We start from the raw sequence: 20,363 nt of genomic DNA on the forward strand, positions 1-20,363 counted from the left end.
CCCTCTCCCTTTGCGGAGAGGGTTTGGGTGAGGTCAGAGCCTCACCCCAGCCCTCTCGGGTAAAAACATTAATGAAGGTTAATACTATGAAAGCATTACATTTTGGCGCAGGTAATATCGGACGTGGCTTCATCGGCAAACTGCTGGCGGACGCTGGAATTACGCTGACGTTCGCCGATGTGAATCAGACGGTGCTCGACGCCCTGAATGCCCGTCATAGCTATCAGGTTCATGTGGTGGGTGAAAACGAGCAGGTTGATACCGTCTCCGGCGTCAACGCGGTGAGCAGCATTGGCGATGAGGTGATCGATCTGATTGCCGAAGTGGACCTGGTGACCACGGCGGTTGGCCCGGTTGTGCTGGAGCGCATTGCACCCGCGATTGCCAAAGGGCTGACGAAGCGTAAAGCACAGGGCGTAGAGACCCCGCTGAACATTATCGCCTGTGAGAACATGGTGCGCGGTACGACCCAGTTGAAAGGTCACGTTCTCAATGCGCTGGCAGATGAGGACAAAGCCTGGGCTGAAGCGCACGTTGGCTTCGTCGACTCGGCCGTAGACCGCATTGTTCCGCCGTCGGCCTCTGCTACCCACGATCCGCTGGAGGTGACCGTGGAGACCTTTAGCGAGTGGATCGTTGACAAGACCCAGTTCAAAGGCGCGCTGCCGAACATTCCGGGCATGGAACCGACAGATAATTTAATGGCGTTTGTCGAGCGTAAGCTCTTCACCCTGAACACCGGCCATGCTATAACCGCGTACCTTGGCCGCCAGGCGGGCCATCAGACCATTCGCGACGCCATTCTTGATGAGACGATCCGCGCGGTGGTGAAAGGGGCGATGGAGGAGAGCGGTGCAGTGCTGATCAAGCGTTACGGCTTTGATGAAGCGAAGCACGCTGCCTATATCGAGAAGATCCTCGGCCGCTTTGAGAACCCGTACCTGAAGGATGACGTTGAGCGCGTAGGCCGTCAGCCGCTGCGTAAGCTGAGCATTGGCGACCGTCTGATTAAGCCGCTGCTCGGCACCCTTGAGTATCGTCTGCCGCACGAGAACCTGGTCAAAGGGATCGCCGCTGCCATGCACTACCGCAGCGAGCAGGATCCGCAGGCCCTTGAGCTGGCGGCGCTGATTGACGAGAAAGGCCCGCAGGCTGCGCTGGCGCAGATCTCCGGTCTGGAGAGCGCAAGCGACGTTGTCGCCGAAGCGGTTAACGTTTATAACGCTCAGGCATGATGCCCTACCCGGCGCGGAGTGAGACTCCGCGCCCGAATATAAGATTGTCGGATATGCAGGCAATAATGGAAGAAACCCAGGCCTTTGAAAACCGTGTGCTTGAGCGTCTGAATGCTGGCAAAACCGTCCGAAGTTTCCTCATCGCCGCCGTTGAGCTACTCACGGAAGCGGTGAATATTCTGGTACTTCAGGTGTTCCGCAAAGACGACTATGCGGTGAAATACGCCGTGGAGCCGCTGCTGGAGGGCGATGGCCCGCTGGGCGATCTCTCCGTGCGCTTAAAGCTGATCTACGGCCTCGGCGTGATTAGTCGTCACGAATATGAGGACGCAGAGCTGCTGATGGCCCTGCGTGAAGAGCTGAACCACGACGGCAACGAGTACGGGTTTACCGATGACGAGATCCTCGGCCCCTTTGGCGAGCTGCACTGCGTCTCTGCCCTGCCCCCCGTGCCCCAGTTTGATACCAGCGATGCCGATCTCTACGCGATGCAGAGACAGCGTTACCAGCAGGTGGTGCGCTCAACCATGGTGCTCTCTCTGACCGGGCTGATCTCACGCATCAGCCTGAAAAAAGCCTTTCAGAAGTAACGTTGCGCACATTAGTGTATCCTTTGCAGTAATTCCCCTGTTTTTAGAGTCATCCGTTATGAAAGAAATCGAAAAGAACGAAATTAAACGCCTGAGCGATCGCCTTGATGCTATCCGCCACCAGCAGGCTGCCCTGTCGCTGGTTGAATCTGCCGAGAAGTACGCCGAGCTGGAAAAAGAGAAAGAGACGCTGGAAGCGGAGATTACTCGCCTGCGCGAAGTACACGGCCAGAAGCTGAGTAAAGAGGCGCAGAAGCTAATGGATCTGCCTTTCCGCCGGGCGATTACCAAAAAAGAGCAGGCCGATATGGGCAAGCTGAAGAAAAGCACGCGCGGGCTGGTAGTCGTGCACCCGATGACCGCCCTGGGCCGCGAGATGGGTCTGAAAGAGATGACCGGCTTCGCGAAGACCGCATTCTGATTTTTTGCCGGGCGGCGCTATGCTTGCTCGGCTTCATTCCCTCCTCCCTAAATTGGCCCTACCAATCCTTTGACCAACCGCCCTGCGCTTCACACTTCCACGATTTGCACTTACAAACTCATTGCCGAAACATAACATCTGGTTAACCATTTGTTGTCATAAACCCTACACAACCCAATTGGCTGGACCACTTTTACACTGACTGTGACGCAGAGATGAGCGCAGACTCACCGCCGATCGGCCAGCAAGGTCCCCAGGAGACCTGCAATGAGCCTGTGGCAACAAAACTACGATCCGGCTGGCAATATCTGGCTGTCGAGCCTAATCGCCTCCCTGCCGATCCTGTTCTTCTTCTTCGCGCTGATTAAGCTCAAGCTGAAGGGCTACCTTGCCGCGACATACACCGTCGCCATCGCCCTGCTGGTAGCGCTCTTTTTCTACAAGATGCCGGTGGATCGCGCCATGGCGTCGGTGGTGTACGGCTTCTTCTACGGCCTGTGGCCAATTGCGTGGATCATTATTGCCGCGGTGTTTGTCTACAAAATCTCGGTCAAGACCGGGCAGTTCGATATTATTCGCTCATCCATTCTCTCTATTACCCCAGACCAGCGCCTGCAGATGCTGATCGTTGGCTTCTCCTTCGGCGCGTTTCTTGAAGGGGCGGCAGGGTTTGGCGCGCCGGTGGCAATCACCGCCGCGCTGCTGGTGGGGCTGGGTTTTAATCCGCTGTATGCCGCCGGGCTGTGCCTGATCGTCAATACCGCGCCGGTAGCCTTCGGCGCGATGGGCATTCCCATTCTGGTGGCCGGGCAGGTAACCGGCCTGGATAGCTTCGAGATCGGCCAGATGGTGGGGCGTCAGCTGCCGTTTTTAACCATTATCGTGCTGTTCTGGATCATGGCGATTATGGACGGCTGGCGCGGCATTAAAGAGACCTGGCCGGCAGTAATGGTGGCGGGCGGCTCATTCGCCATCGCCCAATATCTGAGCTCTAACTTTATTGGTCCCGAGCTGCCGGACATCATCTCCTCGCTGGTGTCGCTGGTCTGTCTGACGCTGTTCCTGAAACGCTGGCAGCCCGTGCGCATCTTCCGCTTCGGCGATATGGGTGCCTCTCAGGTTGATGAGACCCTGGCCCGCACCCGCTACAGCGCAGGCCAGATTATCAAGGCGTGGTCGCCGTTCCTGTTCCTTACCGCCACGGTAACGCTGTGGAGCGTGCCGCCGTTCAAAGCACTGTTTGCACCGGGCGGGGCGCTGTACGACATGGTGATCAACATTTCGGTCCCGTACCTGGATAAGCTGGTCGCCCGCATGCCGCCGGTGGTTAACGCGGCAACGCCCTATGCGGCGGTCTATAAGTTTGACTGGTTCTCGGCCACCGGTACGGCGATCCTGTTTGCCGCCCTGCTCTCGATTGTCTGGCTGCGGATGAAGCCAGCAGCGGCGGTGCAGACCTTCGCCCTCACGCTGAAGGAGCTGGCCCTGCCTATCTACTCTATCGGCATGGTGCTGGCATTCGCCTTTATCTCTAACTACTCCGGTCTCTCCTCGACGCTGGCGCTGGCGCTGGCCCATACCGGACACGCCTTTACCTTCTTCTCGCCGTTCCTTGGCTGGCTGGGGGTATTTCTTACCGGCTCCGATACCTCGTCAAACGCCCTGTTCGCCGCCCTGCAGGCAACGGCCGCGCAGCAGATTGGCGTCTCGGACGTGCTGCTGGTTGCGGCCAACACCACCGGCGGCGTGACCGGGAAAATGATCTCCCCGCAGTCCATTGCCATTGCCTGTGCGGCGGTGGGGCTGGTGGGTAAAGAGTCGGATCTGTTCCGCTTTACCGTGAAACACAGCCTGATTTTCACCTGCATGGTGGGGATTATTACCACCCTTCAGGCCTACGTCTTAACCTGGATGATCCCGTGATCGTAATGCCTAAACGCCTCTCCGCTGAGATCGCCTCTCGCGTGCGGGCGCTGATAAAAGACCAGCAGCTGGAGGCGGGCATGAAGCTGCCCGCCGAGCGTCAGCTAGCTGCGCAGCTCGGCGTGTCACGCAACTCGCTGCGCGAAGCGCTGGCTACGCTGGTCAACGAAGGGGTGCTGCTCAGCCGTCGCGGTGGCGGCACCTTTGTTCGCTGGCAGCATGACGACTGGTCTGAGCAAAATATTGTCCAGCCGCTGAAAACCCTGCTGGAGCACGACCCCGACTACAGCTTCGATATCCTTGAGGCCCGCCACGCCATTGAGGCCAGCACTGCCTGGCACGCGGCGATGCGCGCCACCGATACCGATAAAGAGAAACTCCGTGTTTGCTACGAAGCGACCCAGAGCAAAGATCCGGACATCGCCTCGCAGGCCGACGTGCGTTTTCATCTGGCCATCGCCGAAGCCTCACATAACGTGGTGCTGCTACAGACTATGCGCGGCTTCTTCGATCTGCTGCAGTCGTCGGTTAAGCAGAGCCGCCAGCGCATGTATCAGGTTCCGCCGGTGTTCGCCCGGCTTACTGAACAGCACCAGGCGGTGCTCGACGCTATCCTGGCCGGCGACGCCGAAGCCGCACGCAAAGCGATGATGGCGCATCTGGGCTTTGTCCACACCACCATTAAACAATTCGATGAAGATCAGGCTCGTCAGGCACGCATCACCCGCCTGCCGGGCGATCCCGACCCTACCAGGGAGAACACCGCATGATTATTTCTGCAGCCAGTGATTACCGCGCAGCGGCTCAGCGCATCCTGCCCCCTTTCCTGTTCCACTACATCGACGGCGGCGCGTACGCAGAATATACCCTGCGCCGCAACGTTGAGGATCTTGCCCAGGTTGCCCTGCGCCAGCGCGTATTGAAGAACATGGCCGATCTGAGCCTGGAGACCACGCTGTTTAATGAAAAGCTCTCTATGCCGGTGGCGCTCGCGCCGGTAGGACTGTGCGGCATGTATGCCCGCCGGGGTGAGGTGCAGGCCGCCGCCGCTGCCGATGCGAAGGGTATTCCATTTACCCTCTCCACCGTCTCGGTCTGCCCGATCGAAGAGGTAGCCCCTACCCTGAAGCGCCCGATGTGGTTCCAGCTTTACGTTCTGCGCGATCGCGGCTTTATGCGCAATGCACTGGAGCGTGCAAAAGCGGCGGGCTGCTCGACGCTGGTGTTTACCGTAGATATGCCGACGCCAGGCGCACGCTACCGGGATGCGCACTCCGGCATGAGCGGGGCTAACGCCGCCATGCGCCGCTACTGGCAGTCGGTGACCCATCCCCGCTGGGCCTGGGATGTGGGCCTGCAAGGTCGTCCGCACGATCTCGGCAACATCTCTACCTATCTTGGCAAGCCGACCGGGCTTGAAGATTACATTGGCTGGCTGGCAAACAACTTCGATCCCTCTATCTCGTGGAAGGACCTGGAGTGGATCCGCGAATTCTGGGACGGCCCGATGGTGATCAAGGGGATCCTTGATGCCGAAGATGCCCGCGACGCGGTGCGCTTTGGTGCGGACGGCATTGTGGTGTCGAACCACGGCGGCCGCCAGCTGGATGGGGTGCTCTCCTCCGCCCGGGCGCTGCCGGCGATTGCCGATGCGGTGAAGGGCGACATCACGATTCTGGCCGACAGCGGGATCCGTAACGGCCTCGACGTGGTGCGGATGATTGCCCTCGGGGCAGACAGCGTGCTGCTGGGCCGGGCCTACCTCTATGCGCTGGCAACCCACGGCCAGGCGGGCGTCGCCAACCTGCTGAACCTGATCGAGAAAGAGATGCGCGTGGCGATGACCCTAACCGGGGCGAAATCCATTAAGGAGATCACCCGCGACCTGCTGGTGCAGAACGTTGAGCACGAGTCGGTATTTGAACCGGTGAAGACCGGCGACGCGGCGTAATTTGCGCGTAAGTCTGCTATGCTGCCCCGCGTTATTGAGGGGGCACCATGCTGAACATCGTCTTATTTGAACCGGAAATCCCGCCGAATACCGGGAATATCATTCGTCTTTGCGCCAATACCGGCTTCCGCCTGCATATTATCGAGCCGATGGGCTTTACCTGGGACGATAAGCGCCTGCGCCGGGCGGGGCTGGATTACCATGAGTTCACCGCCGTGCAGCGTCACGCTGACTACGCGGCGTTTATGGCAGCGGAAAATCCGCAGCGTCTGTTTGCGCTCACCACCAAGGGCACGCCTGCGCACAGCGCGGTGAGCTATCAGGAGGGCGACTATCTGATGTTTGGTCCCGAGACGCGCGGCCTGCCCGCGACGATCCTCGATGCGCTGCCGCCAGAGCAGAAGATCCGCATCCCGATGATGCCGGACAGCCGCAGCATGAACCTGTCTAACGCAGTGTCGGTGGTGGTGTATGAGGCGTGGCGTCAGCTGGGATACGCAGGAGCGGTGCTACGGAGTTGAGGTTTCGCCGGGTGGCGCTACGCTTACCCGGCCTACATCATGCGTGCGGATTATATTCCGTCGCCGTACTCGAACCCATGATGGGCAGCGAAGTGCTGGTCCATATCCATTGCGGGCTTGTCCGACTCAGGCTTACCGACAATGCGTGCCGGAACCCCTGCGGCAGTGGTATGAGGCGGTACAGGCTGCAACACCACTGAACCTGCGCCAATCTTCGCGCCGCGTCCGACTTCGATATTGCCGAGGATTTTTGCCCCTGCGCCAATCATCACCCCTTCACGGATTTTCGGATGGCGATCGCCGCTGGTTTTGCCAGTCCCGCCGAGGGTGACGGATTGCAGAATCGAGACGTCGTTTTCAATCACCGCCGTTTCACCCACCACAATGCCGGTGGCATGGTCGAGCATGATGCCGCGGCCAATCCGCGCCGCCGGGTGAATATCGACCTGGAACGACACTGAGACCTGGTTTTGCAGGAAGATAGCCAGCGCGCGGCGGCCCTCTGCCCATAGCCAGTGCCCGATGCGGTAGGCCTGCAACGCATGGAAACCTTTCAGGTAGAGCAGCGGCGTAGAATATTTATCTACCGCCGGGTCACGGGTGCGCACCGCCTGAATATCGCAGGCGGCAGAGGCGATCATTTCGGGATCGGCGGCATAGGCCTCTTCGACCACTTCGCGGATAGCGATGGCGGGCATGATGGGCGATGCCAGCTTGTTGGCCAGCATATAGCTCAGCGCGCTGCCGAGATTTTCATGCTTGAGTAACGTCGCGTGATAGAAACTGGCCAGCATGGGCTCACAGTCCGCCAGCGCCCGGGCTTCGGCTTTAATATTATTCCAGACCAGATCCAGCTCTTCACACGGCATTGCATACTCCAGACGTAATAAAAGAGACCGGCCAATCTACGTTGGCCGTGTCCATTTAGATGATTTGACTTTACTGACTGCTACGCTCGTCCTTGCGCGTGCGCCCTAACAGGGTCAATGCTGCCTCGCGCGCATTTTTACCGCAATACAATACTTGAAATATCTCCTCGGTAATCGGCATTTCGACACCAAAGCGGTGTGCCAACTCGCGGACCTCTTTCGTATTGCGGTAGCCTTCTACCACCTGACCGATCTGCGTCTGGGCCTGCTGCACGTCCATACCCTGGCCGAGCATCATGCCGAAACGACGGTTGCGGGATTGGTTATCGGTACAGGTCAGCACCAGATCGCCTAACCCTGCCATCCCCATAAAGGTTTCGGGAGAAGCACCCAGCGCAGCGCCGAGGCGTGACATCTCTGCCAGCCCACGGGTAATGAGCGCGGTACGGGCGTTGGCCCCAAAGCCGATGCCGTCCGACATCCCTGCCCCAATGGCGATGACGTTTTTCACCGCCCCGCCCAGCTGGACGCCGATAAAGTCCGGGTTGCTGTAGACGCGGAAGCTTTTGCCGCAGTGCAGCAACTGCTGGAGATCTTCAGCAAAGGCGCTATCCGTCGAGGCCAGCGCAATGGCCGTCGGCAGACCCGCTGCCAGCTCTTTGGCGAAGGTTGGCCCGGAGATCACCGCCAGCGGAATGGTGTCGCCCAGCGCCTCACGCGCCACGTCCTGTAGCAGGCGACCCGTCTCGGCTTCCAGACCTTTGGTCGCCCAGACGATACGCGCATCGTCACGCATCAGCGGCTTGATCTGCCGCAGCACGTCGCCAAACACGTGGCTTGGTACTACCACCAGAATATTGCGGCTGGCCTGTACTGCGGTCGCTAGATCGCTCTCAAGGTGCAGCGTGTCGGGAAAAGGCACATCGGGAAGGAATGCGGCATTGCAGCGATCGTGCTGCAGGGTCGCGATATGTTTTGGATCGTGCCCCCAGAGAATAACCTGGTGGCCATTTCTTGCCAGCGTAATGGCAAGAGCGGTGCCGTAAGAGCCGGCACCGATCACAGTCATATGAGCATTAGGTGTACTCATCAGGCATCCTGATGTTCTTCAGTACCTTCACCAGCCTGCTGCTGCAAATAGTTCATGAACAGCGCATCAAAGTTGACCGGCGCAAGGTTCAGCTGCGGGAAGGTACCGCGAGAAACCAGGCTAGTGATGCATTCGCGGGCGTACGGGAACAGAATGTTCGGGCAGTACGCGCCCAGGCAGTGCGCCATCTGGTTGCCTTCGATACCACCAACGGAGAAGATACCGGCCTGCTGCACTTCGCACAGGAACGCGGTCTCTTCGCCCAGGCTTGCGGTAACGGTCACACGCAAGACCACTTCGTATACGTCATCAGCCAGCTGGCTGGATGCGGTATCCAGATCCAGTTTAACTTCTGGCTGCCAGTCTTTCTGGAATACATGAGGCGCATTCGGCGCTTCAAAAGAGACATCCTTGGTGTAGATACGCTGGATCTGGAAAGACATTTCGGTGTTATTTTGTTCTGACATGAGAAAAACCCTTAGTAATATACTCAAACGCCTTAGCGCAACAGGGGATCGAGTCCACCACGCGCATCCAGCGCATACAAGTCGTCACAGCCGCCAATGTGCTGTGCATCAATAAAAATCTGCGGCACGGTCGTACGGCCACTACGTTGAATCATCTCTTCGCGCTTCACGGCATTGCCGTCAATCGGCAGCTCCGCGTAGGTCACGCCTTTGCTGTCCAGCAACGCCTTTGCACGGTGGCAGAACGGGCAGGTTGCTTTGGTATAGATTTCAATGTTGGCCATAACGCTTCTCCAGATTATTTACCGCGAACCAGCGGTAGGTTTTCGCCGCTCCAGCCTGCCACGCCATCCTTCAGCACATAGACCTGTGTGAAGCCCGCGTTGACCAGCGCGCTGGCAGGCTCCTGCGCCTGCATGCCAGAACCATCTACAACAATAATGGGTTTGCTTTTGTGTTTATCAAGCTCACCTACATTATTGGCTTTAATTTCGGCTGGCAGCAAATTCACCGCGCCGGCGATATGCCCTTTGCGGAAATCATCACGCTGACGCAGATCGACAACCACGGCCTCTTCTTTGTTAATCAGACGCGTCGCTTCACCACGGGTGATCACTTTTACTTTGGAGGTAAGGCCCTTGAAGGTGGTGAACAGCACCGCCCCCAGTAATACAACCCACGCGATACAGAGGATGGGGTGACGGCTAACAAATTGCATAATTTCTTGCATGGGGGGTAACAGCTCCCGACTCAGTGAATAAAAAAACCAGGAAAGGAGTATACCTGTGCAGTGTGGCAAATACAGCCAGCGAGCAATAAGGAATGCATTTTCTGCGTACCGTCACGGAAAAAAGCGCGAAAAGCGGCCCAAACCACGCCTTTCACCACCCTTTTCTTTGATCTTCTGCGGCTATTTAATCGATTCAGTCGTAGTAAAATCAGGCAAATTTTTTGTCTTATGAGCTTGAGGGTTGTCGCAATGTCGGTTACTAAAAAACCTATGGTACTGGTGATTCTGGATGGCTACGGCTACCGCGAAGATCAGCAGGATAACGCTATTTTTAATGCCAAAACGCCGGTCATGGATGCACTGTGGGCGAAACGTCCGCACACGCTGGTTGACGCTTCCGGCCTCGAAGTGGGCCTGCCGGACCGCCAGATGGGTAACTCCGAAGTGGGTCACGTCAACCTGGGCGCGGGCCGCATTGTTTATCAGGATCTCACCCGTCTGGACGTAGAGATCAAAGAGCGTACCTTCTTCAGCAACCCGGTGCTGGCGGGCGCGGTAGATAACGCCGTCGCACAAGGTAAAGCCGTGCACATTATGGGCCTGCTCTCGGCAGGTGGCGTGCACAGTCATGAAGATCACATTCTGGCGATGGTAGAGCTGGCTGCGGCACGCGGTGCGGAGAAGATCTACCTGCATGCGTTTCTCGACGGACGCGATACCCCGCCGCGTAGCGCAGAATCCTCGCTGAAACGTTTTGAAGAGAAGTTTGCCGAGCTGGGCAAAGGCCGCGTCGCGACGATTATTGGCCGCTACTATGCCATGGACCGCGACAACCGCTGGGATCGCGTTGAGCAGGCCTATGACCTGATGACCCAGGCGAAGGGTGAATACCAGGCCGACACCGCCGTGGCGGGTCTTCAGGCCGCCTACGCGCGCGACGAGAACGACGAATTCGTAAAGGCGACGGTGATCCGTGCAGCAGGCCAGGCCGACTCGGCCATGCAGGATGGCGACGCGCTGATTTTCATGAACTTCCGTGCCGACCGCGCCCGTGAGATCACCCGTGCCTTCGTCAGCGCCGATTTTGACGGCTTCGCGCGGAAAAAAACCATCAAGCTGGGCGAGTTCGTGATGCTGACGCAATACGCTGCTGACATCACCGCATCCTGTGCCTACCCGCCCGCCTCGCTGGCCAATACCTTTGGCGAATGGATGGCGAAGAACGACAAAACTCAGCTGCGCATTTCCGAAACGGAAAAGTACGCGCACGTTACCTTCTTCTTCAACGGCGGCGTGGAAGAGCCGTTCAGCGGTGAAGATCGCATCCTGATCAACTCTCCGAAAGTGGCGACCTACGATCTGCAGCCAGAGATGAGCTCTGCAGAATTAACTGAAAAATTGGTCGCTGCTATCAAGAGCGGCAAGTACGACACCATCATCTGCAACTATCCGAACGGCGATATGGTCGGCCATACCGGCGTGTTTGAGGCTGCCGTTGCCGCCGTCGAAACGCTGGATAAATGCATCGCCGAGGTCGCCGACGCGGTAGAGTCCGCCGGCGGCCAGCTGTTGATTACCGCGGATCACGGCAATGCCGAGCAGATGCGCGACCCGGCCACCGGTCAGGCCCATACCGCCCACACTAACCTGCCGGTTCCGCTGATCTACGTCGGGGGTAAATCGGTTAAAGCAGTCAGCGGCGGTAAACTTTCCGACATCGCGCCGACCATGCTGAGCCTGATGGGCATGGAAATCCCGCAAGAGATGACTGGCAGGCCGCTGTTTATCGTGGAATAATCGCTCCCCATGAGGGGAAAGGCGATTTTTTCAATTACATGGGCCGGCACTGTCCGGCCATTGTTCTGTGCCAGCGCGCTCAGCGCTGGCGTTTTGCTGTGCGTTTTTCCTGCCCACGCGGACGATCGCGACCAGCTAAAATCGATTCAGGCCGATATCGCCAGCAAAGAGCGAGCGGTACGGCAGCAGCAGCAGCAGCGCGCTACGCTTCTGGCGCAGCTTAAAGTCCAGGAAGAGGCGATCTCCGCCGCCGCCCGCAAGCTGCGTGAAACCCAAAGCACCCTCAACGAACTCAACAAGCAGATCGACGCCATGAATGCGTCAATTGCAAAGCTTGAGCAGCAGAAAGCCAGCCAGGAGCGTAACCTGGCGGCCCAGCTCGACGCCGCCTTTCGCCAGGGCGAGCACTCCGGCGTGCAGTATATCTTTAACAGCGAAGAGACCGCCCGCGGCGAGCGCATGCAGGCCTACTATGGCTACCTGAACCAGGCTCGCCAGGAGACTATCGCCCAGCTCAAGCAGACCCGCGAAGAGGTGGCTGCCCAGCGTGCCGAGCTGGAAGAGAAGCAGAGCCAGCAGCAGACGCTGCTCTATGAACAGCAGGCCCAGCAGGCGAAGCTGGAGCAGGCGCGCAACGAGCGTAAAAAGACCCTTACCAGTCTGGAAAGCTCCATTCAGGCGGGCCAGCAGCAGCTGAGCGAGCTGCGAGCTAACGAATCCCGTCTGCGTAACAGCCTTGCCCGGGCCGAAGCCGCAGCAAAAGCGCGGGCAGAGCGCGAGGCGCGCGAGGCCGACGCAGTACGCGATCGCCAGCAGGAAGCGTCACGCAAAGGCACCACCTATAAACCCACCGAGAGCGAACGCTCACTAATGTCGCGTACCGGCGGCTTAGGCTCGCCGCGCGGTCAGGCCTACTGGCCGGTTCGCGGCTCGCTGCTCCATCGCTATGGCGAACAGCTGCAGGGTGAGCTACGGTGGAAAGGGATTGTGATCGGTGCGTCCGAAGGGAGCGAAGTGAAAGCTATCGCCGACGGACGGGTGATCCTCGCCGACTGGCTACAGGGCTACGGCCTGGTGGTGGTGGTTGAGCACGGGAAAGGCGATATGAGCCTTTACGGCTATAATCAGAGCGCGCTGGTCAGCGTTGGAACCCAGGTTCGCGCCGGCCAACCCATTGCCCTCGTGGGCAGCAGTGGCGGTCAGGGCCGTCCGTCACTCTATTTTGAAATTCGTCGTCAGGGTCAGGCGGTTAATCCACAACCGTGGTTGGGAAGATAAGTTTTGCTTCAGCTTCGTCGTCTGTTTTTCTCGATTATGACGCTTCTGCCGTTCATTGTTCCGGCGCACGCCGGCAAGCTCTCCATTGTTATTGATGATTTCGGCTATCGCCCGCATACGGAAAACCAGGTGCTGGCGATGCCCGCTGAAGTTTCCGTGGCCGTGCTGCCCAACGCGCCTCATGCCCATGAGATGGCCACTAAAGCGCACAATAGCGGCCATGAGGTGCTGATCCACCTGCCGATGGCCCCGCTGAGCAAGCAGCCGCTGGAAAAAGATACCCTGCGCCCGGAGATGAGCAGCGACGAGATCGAGCGCATCATTCGCGACGCCTATGGCAAAGTGCCCTACGCCGTCGGCCTGAATAACCATATGGGCAGCGCCATGACCTCAAGCCTGTTTGGCATGCAGAAGGTGATGCAGGCCCTGGAGCGCTATAACCTCTACTTCCTCGACAGCATGACCATCGGCAACAGCCAGGCGATGCGCGCCGCCGCCGGGACGGGCGTAAAGGTAATCAAGCGTCGGGTATTTCTTGATGATACGCAGAATGAAGGCGATATCCGCCGCCAGTTTAACCGGGCGGTAGACCTGGCCCGCCGCAACGGCTCGGCGATCGCCATTGGCCACCCTCACCCTTCGACCGTGCGTGTGTTGCAGCAGATGATCTACAGCCTGCCGGGGGATATCACCCTGGTGCGTCCGAGCAGCCTGCTTAACGAACCGCAGACGGATACCTCAAGACCGAACCTGACGCCGCCTGCTGGCAGCACTCAACCCAATGCGCCGCGCAATCCGTTCCACGGCGTGAAGCTGTGTAAACCGAAGCAGCCTCTGCAGCCGGTTCACGCCAGCCGCTTCTTTACCGTGCTGGGCGAAAGCATTAGCCAGAGTTCGGTCACGGCATGGTTCCAGCAGCAGTGGCAGGGCTGGGGAAAAAGCTAACCCAGGTTCAGCACCCTGCGGGCAATACGGTGGTGCGACAGCGATTTATCGCGCCACCTGTAGAGCCGCAGCGACCAGAGCAGCGCCTGGTAGGCCATCTTGACGCTGCGCACGTTGGTCAGCATTCGGCGGTACATCCCTGACGTGAATACCTCGGCAATCATGCGTTGCTGGGTCAGGGTATCTGGCTCTTTACGCAGGGCGTGAAACACGCGCAGCGCCTCATAGGTAATCTGCTGGCGGAACTCCGGATAGATAGGAATACGTCCCGCATAGTCGCTGTTGAGTTTCTCCAGCAGGCGCGTGATCTTGATGTAGTGCCGCTGATAGGCGAGGTTTTTATCCCCCTGCCGCTTCATATGGCTAACGGAGTTATCGTGCTGATAATACCTGTACAGCGACTCTTCGGTGTACCTGACGCGCCGGGTATTAAACATAAACTCGGTGCTCCAGATAATATCCTGATGATGCAGGCCCGGTACAAAGCGGATCCGGTGCTGTTTGATCAGGTCATGGCGATAGACCCCCATCCACAGCACGTGCGTCCAGCGGCGTGACCTCAGCCCCATCCGCAGCCAGTCCGGCCCGGTGAGTACGCCCGTGGAACGCAGGCGGCTGGTGGGAATGGATTGCCATACCTTGCCGGTAGCCCGCGAGCTCCAGTCGGCGTTGCACTGGGCGACATCCAGGTCGTCCGCCATCGCCATTGCCATCAGCTTTTCATACATGGTGGGATAGACTTCGTCATCGGCGTCGACAAAGGCAATATAATCCCCGGTTGCCACGTCCAGCGCGCGGTTGCGGGCGACGGAGACGCCGGAATTTGCCTGATGCAGCAGGCGAATGTGAGGGTACGCTTCGGCGTAAAACTTAGCGATCTCCACGGAGTTATCCGTCGAGCCATCGTTAACAATGATGATCTCCAGATCGGTCCATGTCTGGGCGATCAGCGACTCCATGCAGGCTTTAAAATCGTTCCCGGCATTGTACAGCGGGATAATGACGCTCAGCTTTTTTGTAGGGGTTGTCATGGGATAATCATTCCATCTTTAGAATATCCCTCCCTTTTACCAGCCGAATATTAAGATAAGGTTAAAAGCTGTACAAATAAAAAGACCAGGCTTTTGGGGCCTGGTCTGAGTTAACGCTGGCGGAAGATTAATTCCAGCTCAGGATCACCTTTCCGGACTGGCCGGAGCGCATGGCGTCAAAGCCCTGCTGGAACTCATTGATGCCGAAACGGTGGGTAATGATCGGCGTGAGGTCCAGGCCAGACTGGATCAGCGCTGCCATCTTGTACCAGGTTTCAAACATCTCGCGGCCATAGATACCCTTGATAAACAGGCCCTTGAAGATAACCTTGTTCCAGTCGATAGACATCTCTGACGGCGGAATGCCCAGCAGCGCAATGCGGCCGCCGTGGTTCATGGTATCGAGCATGGTGCGGAATGCCGGGGGTGCGCCGGACATCTCAAGCCCTACGTCAAACCCTTCGGTCATGCCCAGCTCGGCCATGACATCATCCAGGCTCTCGGTTGCCACGTTAACCGCTCGGGTAACGCCCATTTTGCGCGCCAGATCCAAACGGTACTCGTTGACATCGGTGATCACCACGTGGCGTGCACCAACGTGCTTCGCCACCGCTGCCGCCATGATACCGATAGGACCCGCACCGGAGACCAGCACGTCTTCACCCACCAGATCGAAGGAGAGTGCGGTATGCACGGCGTTGCCGAACGGGTCGAAAATCGCTGCCAGCTCATCAGAGATGTTGTCTGGAATTTTAAAGGCGTTGAAGGCCGGAATAACCAGATACTCGGCAAAAGAGCCGGGGCGGTTCACGCCGACGCCAACGGTGTTACGGCAGAGATGGGTCCGGCCGCCGCGGCAGTTACGGCAGTGCCCGCAGGTAATGTGGCCTTCGCCGGAAACGCGGTCGCCGATCTTAAAGCCTTTGACCTCCTGGCCAATCCCGACCACTTCCCCAACGTACTCATGGCCGACGACCATCGGTACCGGAATGGTTTTTTGTGACCACTCGTCCCAGTTATAGATGTGCACGTCCGTGCCGCAGATCGCGCTTTTGCGGATCTTGATCAGCAGATCGTTATGGCCCACCTCTGGCTCTGGCACGTCGGTCATCCAGATCCCTTCCTGCGGTTTCAGCTTGGATAACGCTTTCATCTTTCGTCCTCAGGCAATCACGCCAAGTTGTTTACCAATGCGGGTGAAGGCCTCCACCGCACGTTCAATCTGTTCAGGGGAGTGGGCCGCCGACATCTGGGTGCGAATGCGCGCCTGGCCTTTCGGCACCACCGGGAAGAAGAAGCCGGTCACGTAGATCCCCTCTTTCTGCAGCTCGCGGGCAAAGTTCTGCGCCACGACCGCATCGCCCAGCATCACTGGAATAATGGCGTGATCAGCCCCGGCCAGGGTAAAGCCCGCCGCGGTCATCTTCTCGCGGAACAGGCTGGCATTTGACCACAGGCGGTCACGCAGCGCCGCGCCGGACTCCACCATCTCCAGGACTTTGATGGAGGCGGCAACAATCGCCGGTGCCAGCGAGTTAGAGAACAGGTACGGACGCGAGCGCTGACGCAGCCACTCCACCACCTCTTTACGGGCTGCGGTATAGCCGCCGGATGCACCGCCAAGCGCCTTGCCCAGCGTGCCGGTGATAATGTCCACCCGGCCCATTACGTCACAATACTCGTGTGAACCCCGGCCGTTTTCGCCAACAAACCCCACCGCGTGAGAGTCGTCGACCATCACCAGCGCCTCATATTTGTCTGCCAGGTCGCAGACGCCCTTCAGGTTGGCAATCACGCCGTCCATAGAGAAGACGCCGTCGGTGGCAATCAGTACCTGACGCGCGCCCGCGTCACGCGCCTCCTGCAGACGCGCCTCCAGCTCCTGCATATCGTTATTGGCGTAGCGATAGCGTTTGGCTTTGCAGAGGCGTACCCCGTCGATGATAGACGCGTGGTTCAGGGCATCAGAGATAATCGCGTCTTCCGCCCCCAGCAGCGTTTCAAACAGGCCACCGTTGGCGTCGAAGCAGGAGGAGTAAAGAATGGCGTCTTCCATGCCGAGGAAGCCGGCCAGCTTCTGCTCAAGGACTTTATGGCTGTCCTGGGTACCGCAGATGAAACGCACGGAGGCCATGCCGAAGCCGTGGCTGTCCATTCCGGCCTTCGCCGCGCTGATGAGATCCGGATGGTTCGCCAGACCGAGGTAGTTGTTGGCGCAGAAGTTGATCACCTGGCTGCCGTCGGCAACGGTGATATCGGCCTGCTGGGCCGAGGTGATAATGCGTTCTTCTTTAAACAACCCTTCCGCTCGGGCGGTTTCAAGGTCGCTGTTCAACCGTTGGTAAAAATCCCCACGCATTGCAATTCTCCAGACTGGGCAAATTTCAGCACATCTTACCGAAAGCATTACGCTGATACGAGATGATGCCGCACCGGTTATCGTTTTTGCAGCACAAATCACGTACGGCCCGCTGGGATCGCGGCGAAGGGCTGAAGGGTCGGCAATGTGATGGTATGATAAAGGTATTCATGCCTGAGATTGTCTCAGTGCATCCACATTTAAAGGTTACAGTTATGATTATCGTTACCGGCGGCGCAGGCTTTATCGGCAGCAACATTGTCAAAGCGCTCAATGACAAAGGCATCACTGACATTCTGGTGGTCGATAACCTGAAAGACGGCACCAAGTTCGTTAACCTGGCCGATCTGAACATCGCTGACTATATGGATAAAGAGGATTTCCTCATCCAGATTATGGCGGGCGAAGAGTTCGGCGATATCGAAGCCATCTTCCACGAAGGCGCATGCTCCTCCACCACCGAGTGGGACGGCAAGTACATGATGGATAACAACTATCAGTACTCCAAAGAGCTGCTGCACTACTGCCTGGAGCGCGATATTCCGTTCCTGTACGCCTCCTCTGCAGCCACCTACGGCGGACGCACCAGCGACTTTATTGAATCCCGCGAGTATGAGCAGCCGCTGAACGTCTATGGCTACTCCAAGTTCCTGTTTGATGAGTACGTGCGCCAGATCCTGCCAGAAGCAAACTCGCCGATCGTCGGCTTCCGCTACTTCAACGTTTACGGTCCGCGTGAAGGCCATAAAGGCAGCATGGCCAGCGTCGCTTTCCACCTCAACACCCAGTTGAACAACGGCGAAACGCCGAAGCTGTTTGAAGGCAGCGACGGCTTCAAGCGCGACTTCGTCTACGTGGGCGACGTGGCGGCGGTAAACCTCTGGTTCTGGGAAAACCGCGTCTCTGGTATCTATAACCTCGGCACCGGCCGCGCAGAGTCCTTCCAGGCCGTGGCCGACGCCGCGCTGGCATTCCATAAGAAGGGCGAGATCGAATACATCCCGTTCCCGGAGAAGCTGAAAGGCCGCTACCAGGCGTTTACCCAGGCGGACCTGACCAATCTGCGTGCAGCAGGTTACGACAAGCCATTTAAAACCGTTGCCGAAGGCGTAGCGGAGTATATGGCCTGGCTGAACCGCGACGCGTAATCATGAAGATACTTGTAGTGGGTCCATCCTGGGTGGGCGACATGATGATGTCGCAAAGTCTCTATCGCACGCTCAAGGCGCGTTATCCCCAGGCGACAATCGACGTGATGGCCCCTGCATGGTGTCGTCCGCTGCTGTCGCGGATGCCGGAAGTGAATGAAGCGATCCCTATGCCACTTGGGCATGGGGCGCTGGAGCTTGGCGCACGTCGCCGTCTTGGCGTGAGCCTGCGCGAGCGCCGCTACGATCGCGCTTACGTGCTGCCTAACTCTTATAAATCTGCCTTAGTGCCTTTCTTTGCCAACATCCCCGTGCGCACCGGCTGGCGCGGCGAGATGCGCTACGGCGTGCTTAACGATGCCCGCGTACTGGATAAGCAGGACTGGCCGCTGATGGTCGAGCGCTACGTGGCGCTGGCCTACGATAAAGGCGTGATGGAGTCAGCAAAAGATCTGCCTCAGCCGCTGCTCTGGCCGCAGCTGCAGGTGGACGAGAGTGAGCAGCGCCGCACCTGTAACACCTTCGGCATCTTGAGCGATCGCCCCCTCATAGGCTTCTGCCCCGGCGCGGAGTTTGGCCCGGCGAAGCGCTGGCCGCACTACCACTACGCCGAGCTGGCGAAGCAGCTGATCGACGAAGGCTACCAGGTGGTGCTGTTTGGCTCCGCGAAAGATCACGAAGCCGGGAACGAGATCCTGACCATGCTGAGCCTTGAGCAGCAGGCGTGGTGCCGTAACCTGGCCGGTGAGACCCAGCTTGAGCAGGCGGTGATTTTACTGGCGGCCTGCCGGGCCGTAGTCACCAACGACTCCGGCCTGATGCACGTTGCCGCCGCGCTTAACCGCCCGCTGGTGGCGCTGTACGGTCCCAGCAGCCCGGACTTTACCCCGCCGCTGTCGCATAAGGCGCGGGTGATCCGTCTTATCACCGGCTACCACAAGGTACGTAAAGGCGATGCCGCAGAGGGCTACCATCAGAGCCTGATCGATATTCAGCCTGAGCAGGTGCTGGAGACGCTCAACGGCCTCCTGCTGGATGAAGAAGGCTAACGGATGCGGGTACTGATCGTTAAAACCTCGTCGATGGGTGACGTCTTGCATACCCTGCCCGCCCTGACGGACGCCATGCAGGCGATTGCCGGGATCCGCTTTGACTGGGTCGTGGAGGAGGGGTTTGCTCAGATCCCCTCCTGGCATGAGGCGGTGGATCGCGTCATCCCGGTGGCCCTGCGCCGCTGGCGTAAAGCCTGGTTCTCCGATCCGGTGAAAGCAGAGCGCCAGGCGTTTCGTGAAACCCTGCGGGCAGTGCGCTATGACGCAGTGATCGATGCCCAGGGGCTGGTGAAAAGTGCGGCTTTGGTCACCCGGCTGGCGCATGGCCTGAAGCACGGCATGGACTGGCAAAGCGCTCGCGAGCCGCTGGCCAGTCTGTTCTACAGTCGTCGCCACCATATTGCCCGGCAGCAGCACGCCGTGGAGCGCACCCGGGAGCTGTTTGCGAAAAGCCTGGGCTACAGCAAGCCGCAGACCCAGGGCGACTACGCCATCGCCCGGCATTTTGTCGAAGATAGCGCTGCGGGTGAGCCTTACGCCGTGTTTCTGCACGCTACCACGCGGGATGATAAGCACTGGCCGGAAGCCCGCTGGCGGGATCTGCTGGCGCTGATGGCGGCGTCGGGGTTAAAGATTAAGCTTCCGTGGGGGGCACCGCATGAAGAGGCGCGTGCCAGACGGCTGGCGGAGGGGTTTGATTACGTAGAAGTCCTGCCGCGCCTGAGCCTGGAGAAGGTGGCTCGCGAACTGGCGGGTGCCCGGATGGTGGTGTCGGTGGATACCGGACTGAGCCATATGGCCGCCGCTCTCGACCGACCCAACTTTACGCTCTACGGCCCGACCGATCCGGGGCTGATTGGCGGCTACGGCAAAAATCAGCTGGCGGTGCGATCGCCCCATGGCGATCTGCAGCAGCTGACGGCGGAAACGGTGTTTAAAACTATAACGCCCTGACA

At 58.7% G+C, this 20,363-nt stretch carries 21 protein-coding genes; 13 read left to right on the forward strand and 8 right to left on the reverse strand.

The window, feature by feature from the left end:
* Positions 1–86: 86 nt before the first annotated feature.
* The 7 genes from mtlD to trmL all read left to right on the forward strand — a co-directional run bounded on the left by mtlD (position 87) and on the right by trmL (position 6,641).
* Positions 87–1,235, forward strand: coding sequence for a mannitol-1-phosphate 5-dehydrogenase (mtlD, locus tag NR795_RS16655; protein WP_257758790.1), 1,149 nt, complete (start codon positions 87–89; stop codon positions 1,233–1,235).
* Positions 1,235–1,825, forward strand: a complete 591-nt coding sequence (mtlR, locus tag NR795_RS16660) for a mannitol operon repressor MtlR (RefSeq protein ID WP_144818533.1) — start codon at positions 1,235–1,237, stop codon at positions 1,823–1,825. Before mtlD ends, mtlR begins: the two co-directional genes overlap by 1 nt.
* Before the next feature lie 58 nt (positions 1,826–1,883).
* Positions 1,884–2,246 carry a YibL family ribosome-associated protein gene (locus NR795_RS16665; RefSeq protein WP_144818459.1) on the forward strand — a complete coding sequence of 121 codons (363 nt, stop codon included), beginning with the start codon at positions 1,884–1,886 and terminating at the stop codon, positions 2,244–2,246.
* A gap of 267 nt (positions 2,247–2,513) precedes the next feature.
* Positions 2,514–4,169, forward strand: coding sequence for an L-lactate permease (lldP, locus tag NR795_RS16670; protein ID WP_144818457.1), 1,656 nt, complete (start codon positions 2,514–2,516; stop codon positions 4,167–4,169).
* Positions 4,166–4,939, forward strand: coding sequence for a transcriptional regulator LldR (lldR, locus tag NR795_RS16675; protein ID WP_257758792.1), 774 nt, complete (start codon positions 4,166–4,168; stop codon positions 4,937–4,939). Before lldP ends, lldR begins: the two co-directional genes overlap by 4 nt.
* Positions 4,936–6,120, forward strand: a complete 1,185-nt coding sequence (gene lldD, locus NR795_RS16680) for an FMN-dependent L-lactate dehydrogenase LldD (protein ID WP_257758793.1) — start codon at positions 4,936–4,938, stop codon at positions 6,118–6,120. Before lldR ends, lldD begins: the two co-directional genes overlap by 4 nt.
* A 47-nt stretch (positions 6,121–6,167) precedes the next feature.
* On the forward strand, positions 6,168–6,641 hold the full coding sequence (gene trmL, locus NR795_RS16685) for a tRNA (uridine(34)/cytosine(34)/5-carboxymethylaminomethyluridine(34)-2'-O)-methyltransferase TrmL (RefSeq protein WP_103820485.1): 474 nt from the start codon (positions 6,168–6,170) through the stop codon (positions 6,639–6,641).
* Positions 6,642–6,691: 50 nt separating this feature from the next.
* On the opposite strand, the gene cysE is transcribed toward trmL, so the two are convergent.
* The 5 genes from cysE to NR795_RS16710 form a co-directional block, all read right to left on the reverse strand.
* Positions 6,692–7,510, reverse strand: a complete 819-nt coding sequence (cysE, locus tag NR795_RS16690; RefSeq protein WP_042393296.1) for a serine O-acetyltransferase — start codon at positions 7,508–7,510, stop codon at positions 6,692–6,694.
* 70 nt (positions 7,511–7,580) lie between these two features.
* The gene (gene gpsA, locus NR795_RS16695) at positions 7,581–8,600 is read right to left on the reverse strand and encodes an NAD(P)H-dependent glycerol-3-phosphate dehydrogenase (protein WP_144818453.1); all 1,020 of its coding nucleotides are present in this window, start codon (positions 8,598–8,600) and stop codon (positions 7,581–7,583) included.
* Positions 8,600–9,067: a protein-export chaperone SecB gene (secB, locus tag NR795_RS16700; RefSeq protein WP_042393300.1), complete on the reverse strand. Its 468-nt coding sequence runs from the start codon at positions 9,065–9,067 to the stop codon at positions 8,600–8,602. The genes gpsA and secB overlap by 1 nt, the downstream gene beginning before the upstream one ends.
* 32 nt (positions 9,068–9,099) lie before the next feature.
* Positions 9,100–9,351 carry a glutaredoxin 3 gene (gene grxC, locus NR795_RS16705; RefSeq protein WP_144818451.1) on the reverse strand — a complete coding sequence of 84 codons (252 nt, stop codon included), beginning with the start codon at positions 9,349–9,351 and terminating at the stop codon, positions 9,100–9,102.
* Positions 9,352–9,365: 14 nt separating this feature from the next.
* Positions 9,366–9,797 (reverse strand): rhodanese-like domain-containing protein, encoded by a 432-nt coding sequence (locus NR795_RS16710; protein WP_042393305.1) that lies wholly within the window; start codon positions 9,795–9,797, stop codon positions 9,366–9,368.
* Between the two features lie 249 nt (positions 9,798–10,046).
* Between NR795_RS16710 and gpmM the strand changes: the two genes are divergently transcribed.
* From gpmM to NR795_RS16725, 3 genes are read left to right on the forward strand one after another with little or no spacing between them, the layout of a single operon-like run.
* Entirely contained in the window at positions 10,047–11,594 is a 1,548-nt protein-coding gene (gene gpmM / locus NR795_RS16715; RefSeq protein WP_257758794.1) for a 2,3-bisphosphoglycerate-independent phosphoglycerate mutase, read from the forward strand.
* A 9-nt stretch (positions 11,595–11,603) separates the two neighbouring features.
* Positions 11,604–12,872: a murein hydrolase activator EnvC gene (gene envC / locus NR795_RS16720; RefSeq protein WP_222889250.1), complete on the forward strand. Its 1,269-nt coding sequence runs from the start codon at positions 11,604–11,606 to the stop codon at positions 12,870–12,872.
* 36 nt (positions 12,873–12,908) lie between these two features.
* The gene (locus NR795_RS16725; RefSeq protein ID WP_144818531.1) at positions 12,909–13,817 is read left to right on the forward strand and encodes a divergent polysaccharide deacetylase family protein; all 909 of its coding nucleotides are present in this window, start codon (positions 12,909–12,911) and stop codon (positions 13,815–13,817) included.
* Here NR795_RS16725 and NR795_RS16730 read toward each other — a convergent pair.
* The 3 genes from NR795_RS16730 to kbl form a co-directional block, all read right to left on the reverse strand.
* Complete coding sequence (locus NR795_RS16730; protein WP_144818445.1) at positions 13,814–14,848, reverse strand: glycosyltransferase; 1,035 nt, start codon at positions 14,846–14,848, stop codon at positions 13,814–13,816. The genes NR795_RS16725 and NR795_RS16730 overlap by 4 nt on opposite strands.
* A 127-nt stretch (positions 14,849–14,975) precedes the next feature.
* Positions 14,976–16,001 carry an L-threonine 3-dehydrogenase gene (tdh, locus tag NR795_RS16735; RefSeq protein WP_257758795.1) on the reverse strand — a complete coding sequence of 342 codons (1,026 nt, stop codon included), beginning with the start codon at positions 15,999–16,001 and terminating at the stop codon, positions 14,976–14,978.
* A 9-nt stretch (positions 16,002–16,010) separates the two neighbouring features.
* Complete coding sequence (gene kbl, locus NR795_RS16740; RefSeq protein ID WP_144818441.1) at positions 16,011–17,207, reverse strand: glycine C-acetyltransferase; 1,197 nt, start codon at positions 17,205–17,207, stop codon at positions 16,011–16,013.
* A 215-nt stretch (positions 17,208–17,422) separates the two neighbouring features.
* Here kbl and rfaD point away from each other — a divergent pair, with 215 nt between their 5' ends.
* The 3 genes from rfaD to rfaC are packed head-to-tail and all read left to right on the forward strand — an operon-like array spanning position 17,423 to position 20,361.
* The gene (rfaD, locus tag NR795_RS16745; RefSeq protein ID WP_042393318.1) at positions 17,423–18,355 is read left to right on the forward strand and encodes an ADP-glyceromanno-heptose 6-epimerase; all 933 of its coding nucleotides are present in this window, start codon (positions 17,423–17,425) and stop codon (positions 18,353–18,355) included.
* A gap of 2 nt (positions 18,356–18,357) precedes the next feature.
* Complete coding sequence (gene rfaF, locus NR795_RS16750) at positions 18,358–19,404, forward strand: ADP-heptose--LPS heptosyltransferase RfaF (protein ID WP_257758796.1); 1,047 nt, start codon at positions 18,358–18,360, stop codon at positions 19,402–19,404.
* Positions 19,405–19,407: 3 nt separating this feature from the next.
* Complete coding sequence (gene rfaC / locus NR795_RS16755; protein ID WP_257758797.1) at positions 19,408–20,361, forward strand: lipopolysaccharide heptosyltransferase RfaC; 954 nt, start codon at positions 19,408–19,410, stop codon at positions 20,359–20,361.
* Positions 20,362–20,363 lie beyond the last annotated feature (2 nt).

Origin of the sequence: Pseudescherichia sp. L3 (assembly GCF_024656065.1) — a bacterium.
In the GTDB taxonomy this organism is placed as follows: domain Bacteria; phylum Pseudomonadota; class Gammaproteobacteria; order Enterobacterales; family Enterobacteriaceae; genus Pseudescherichia.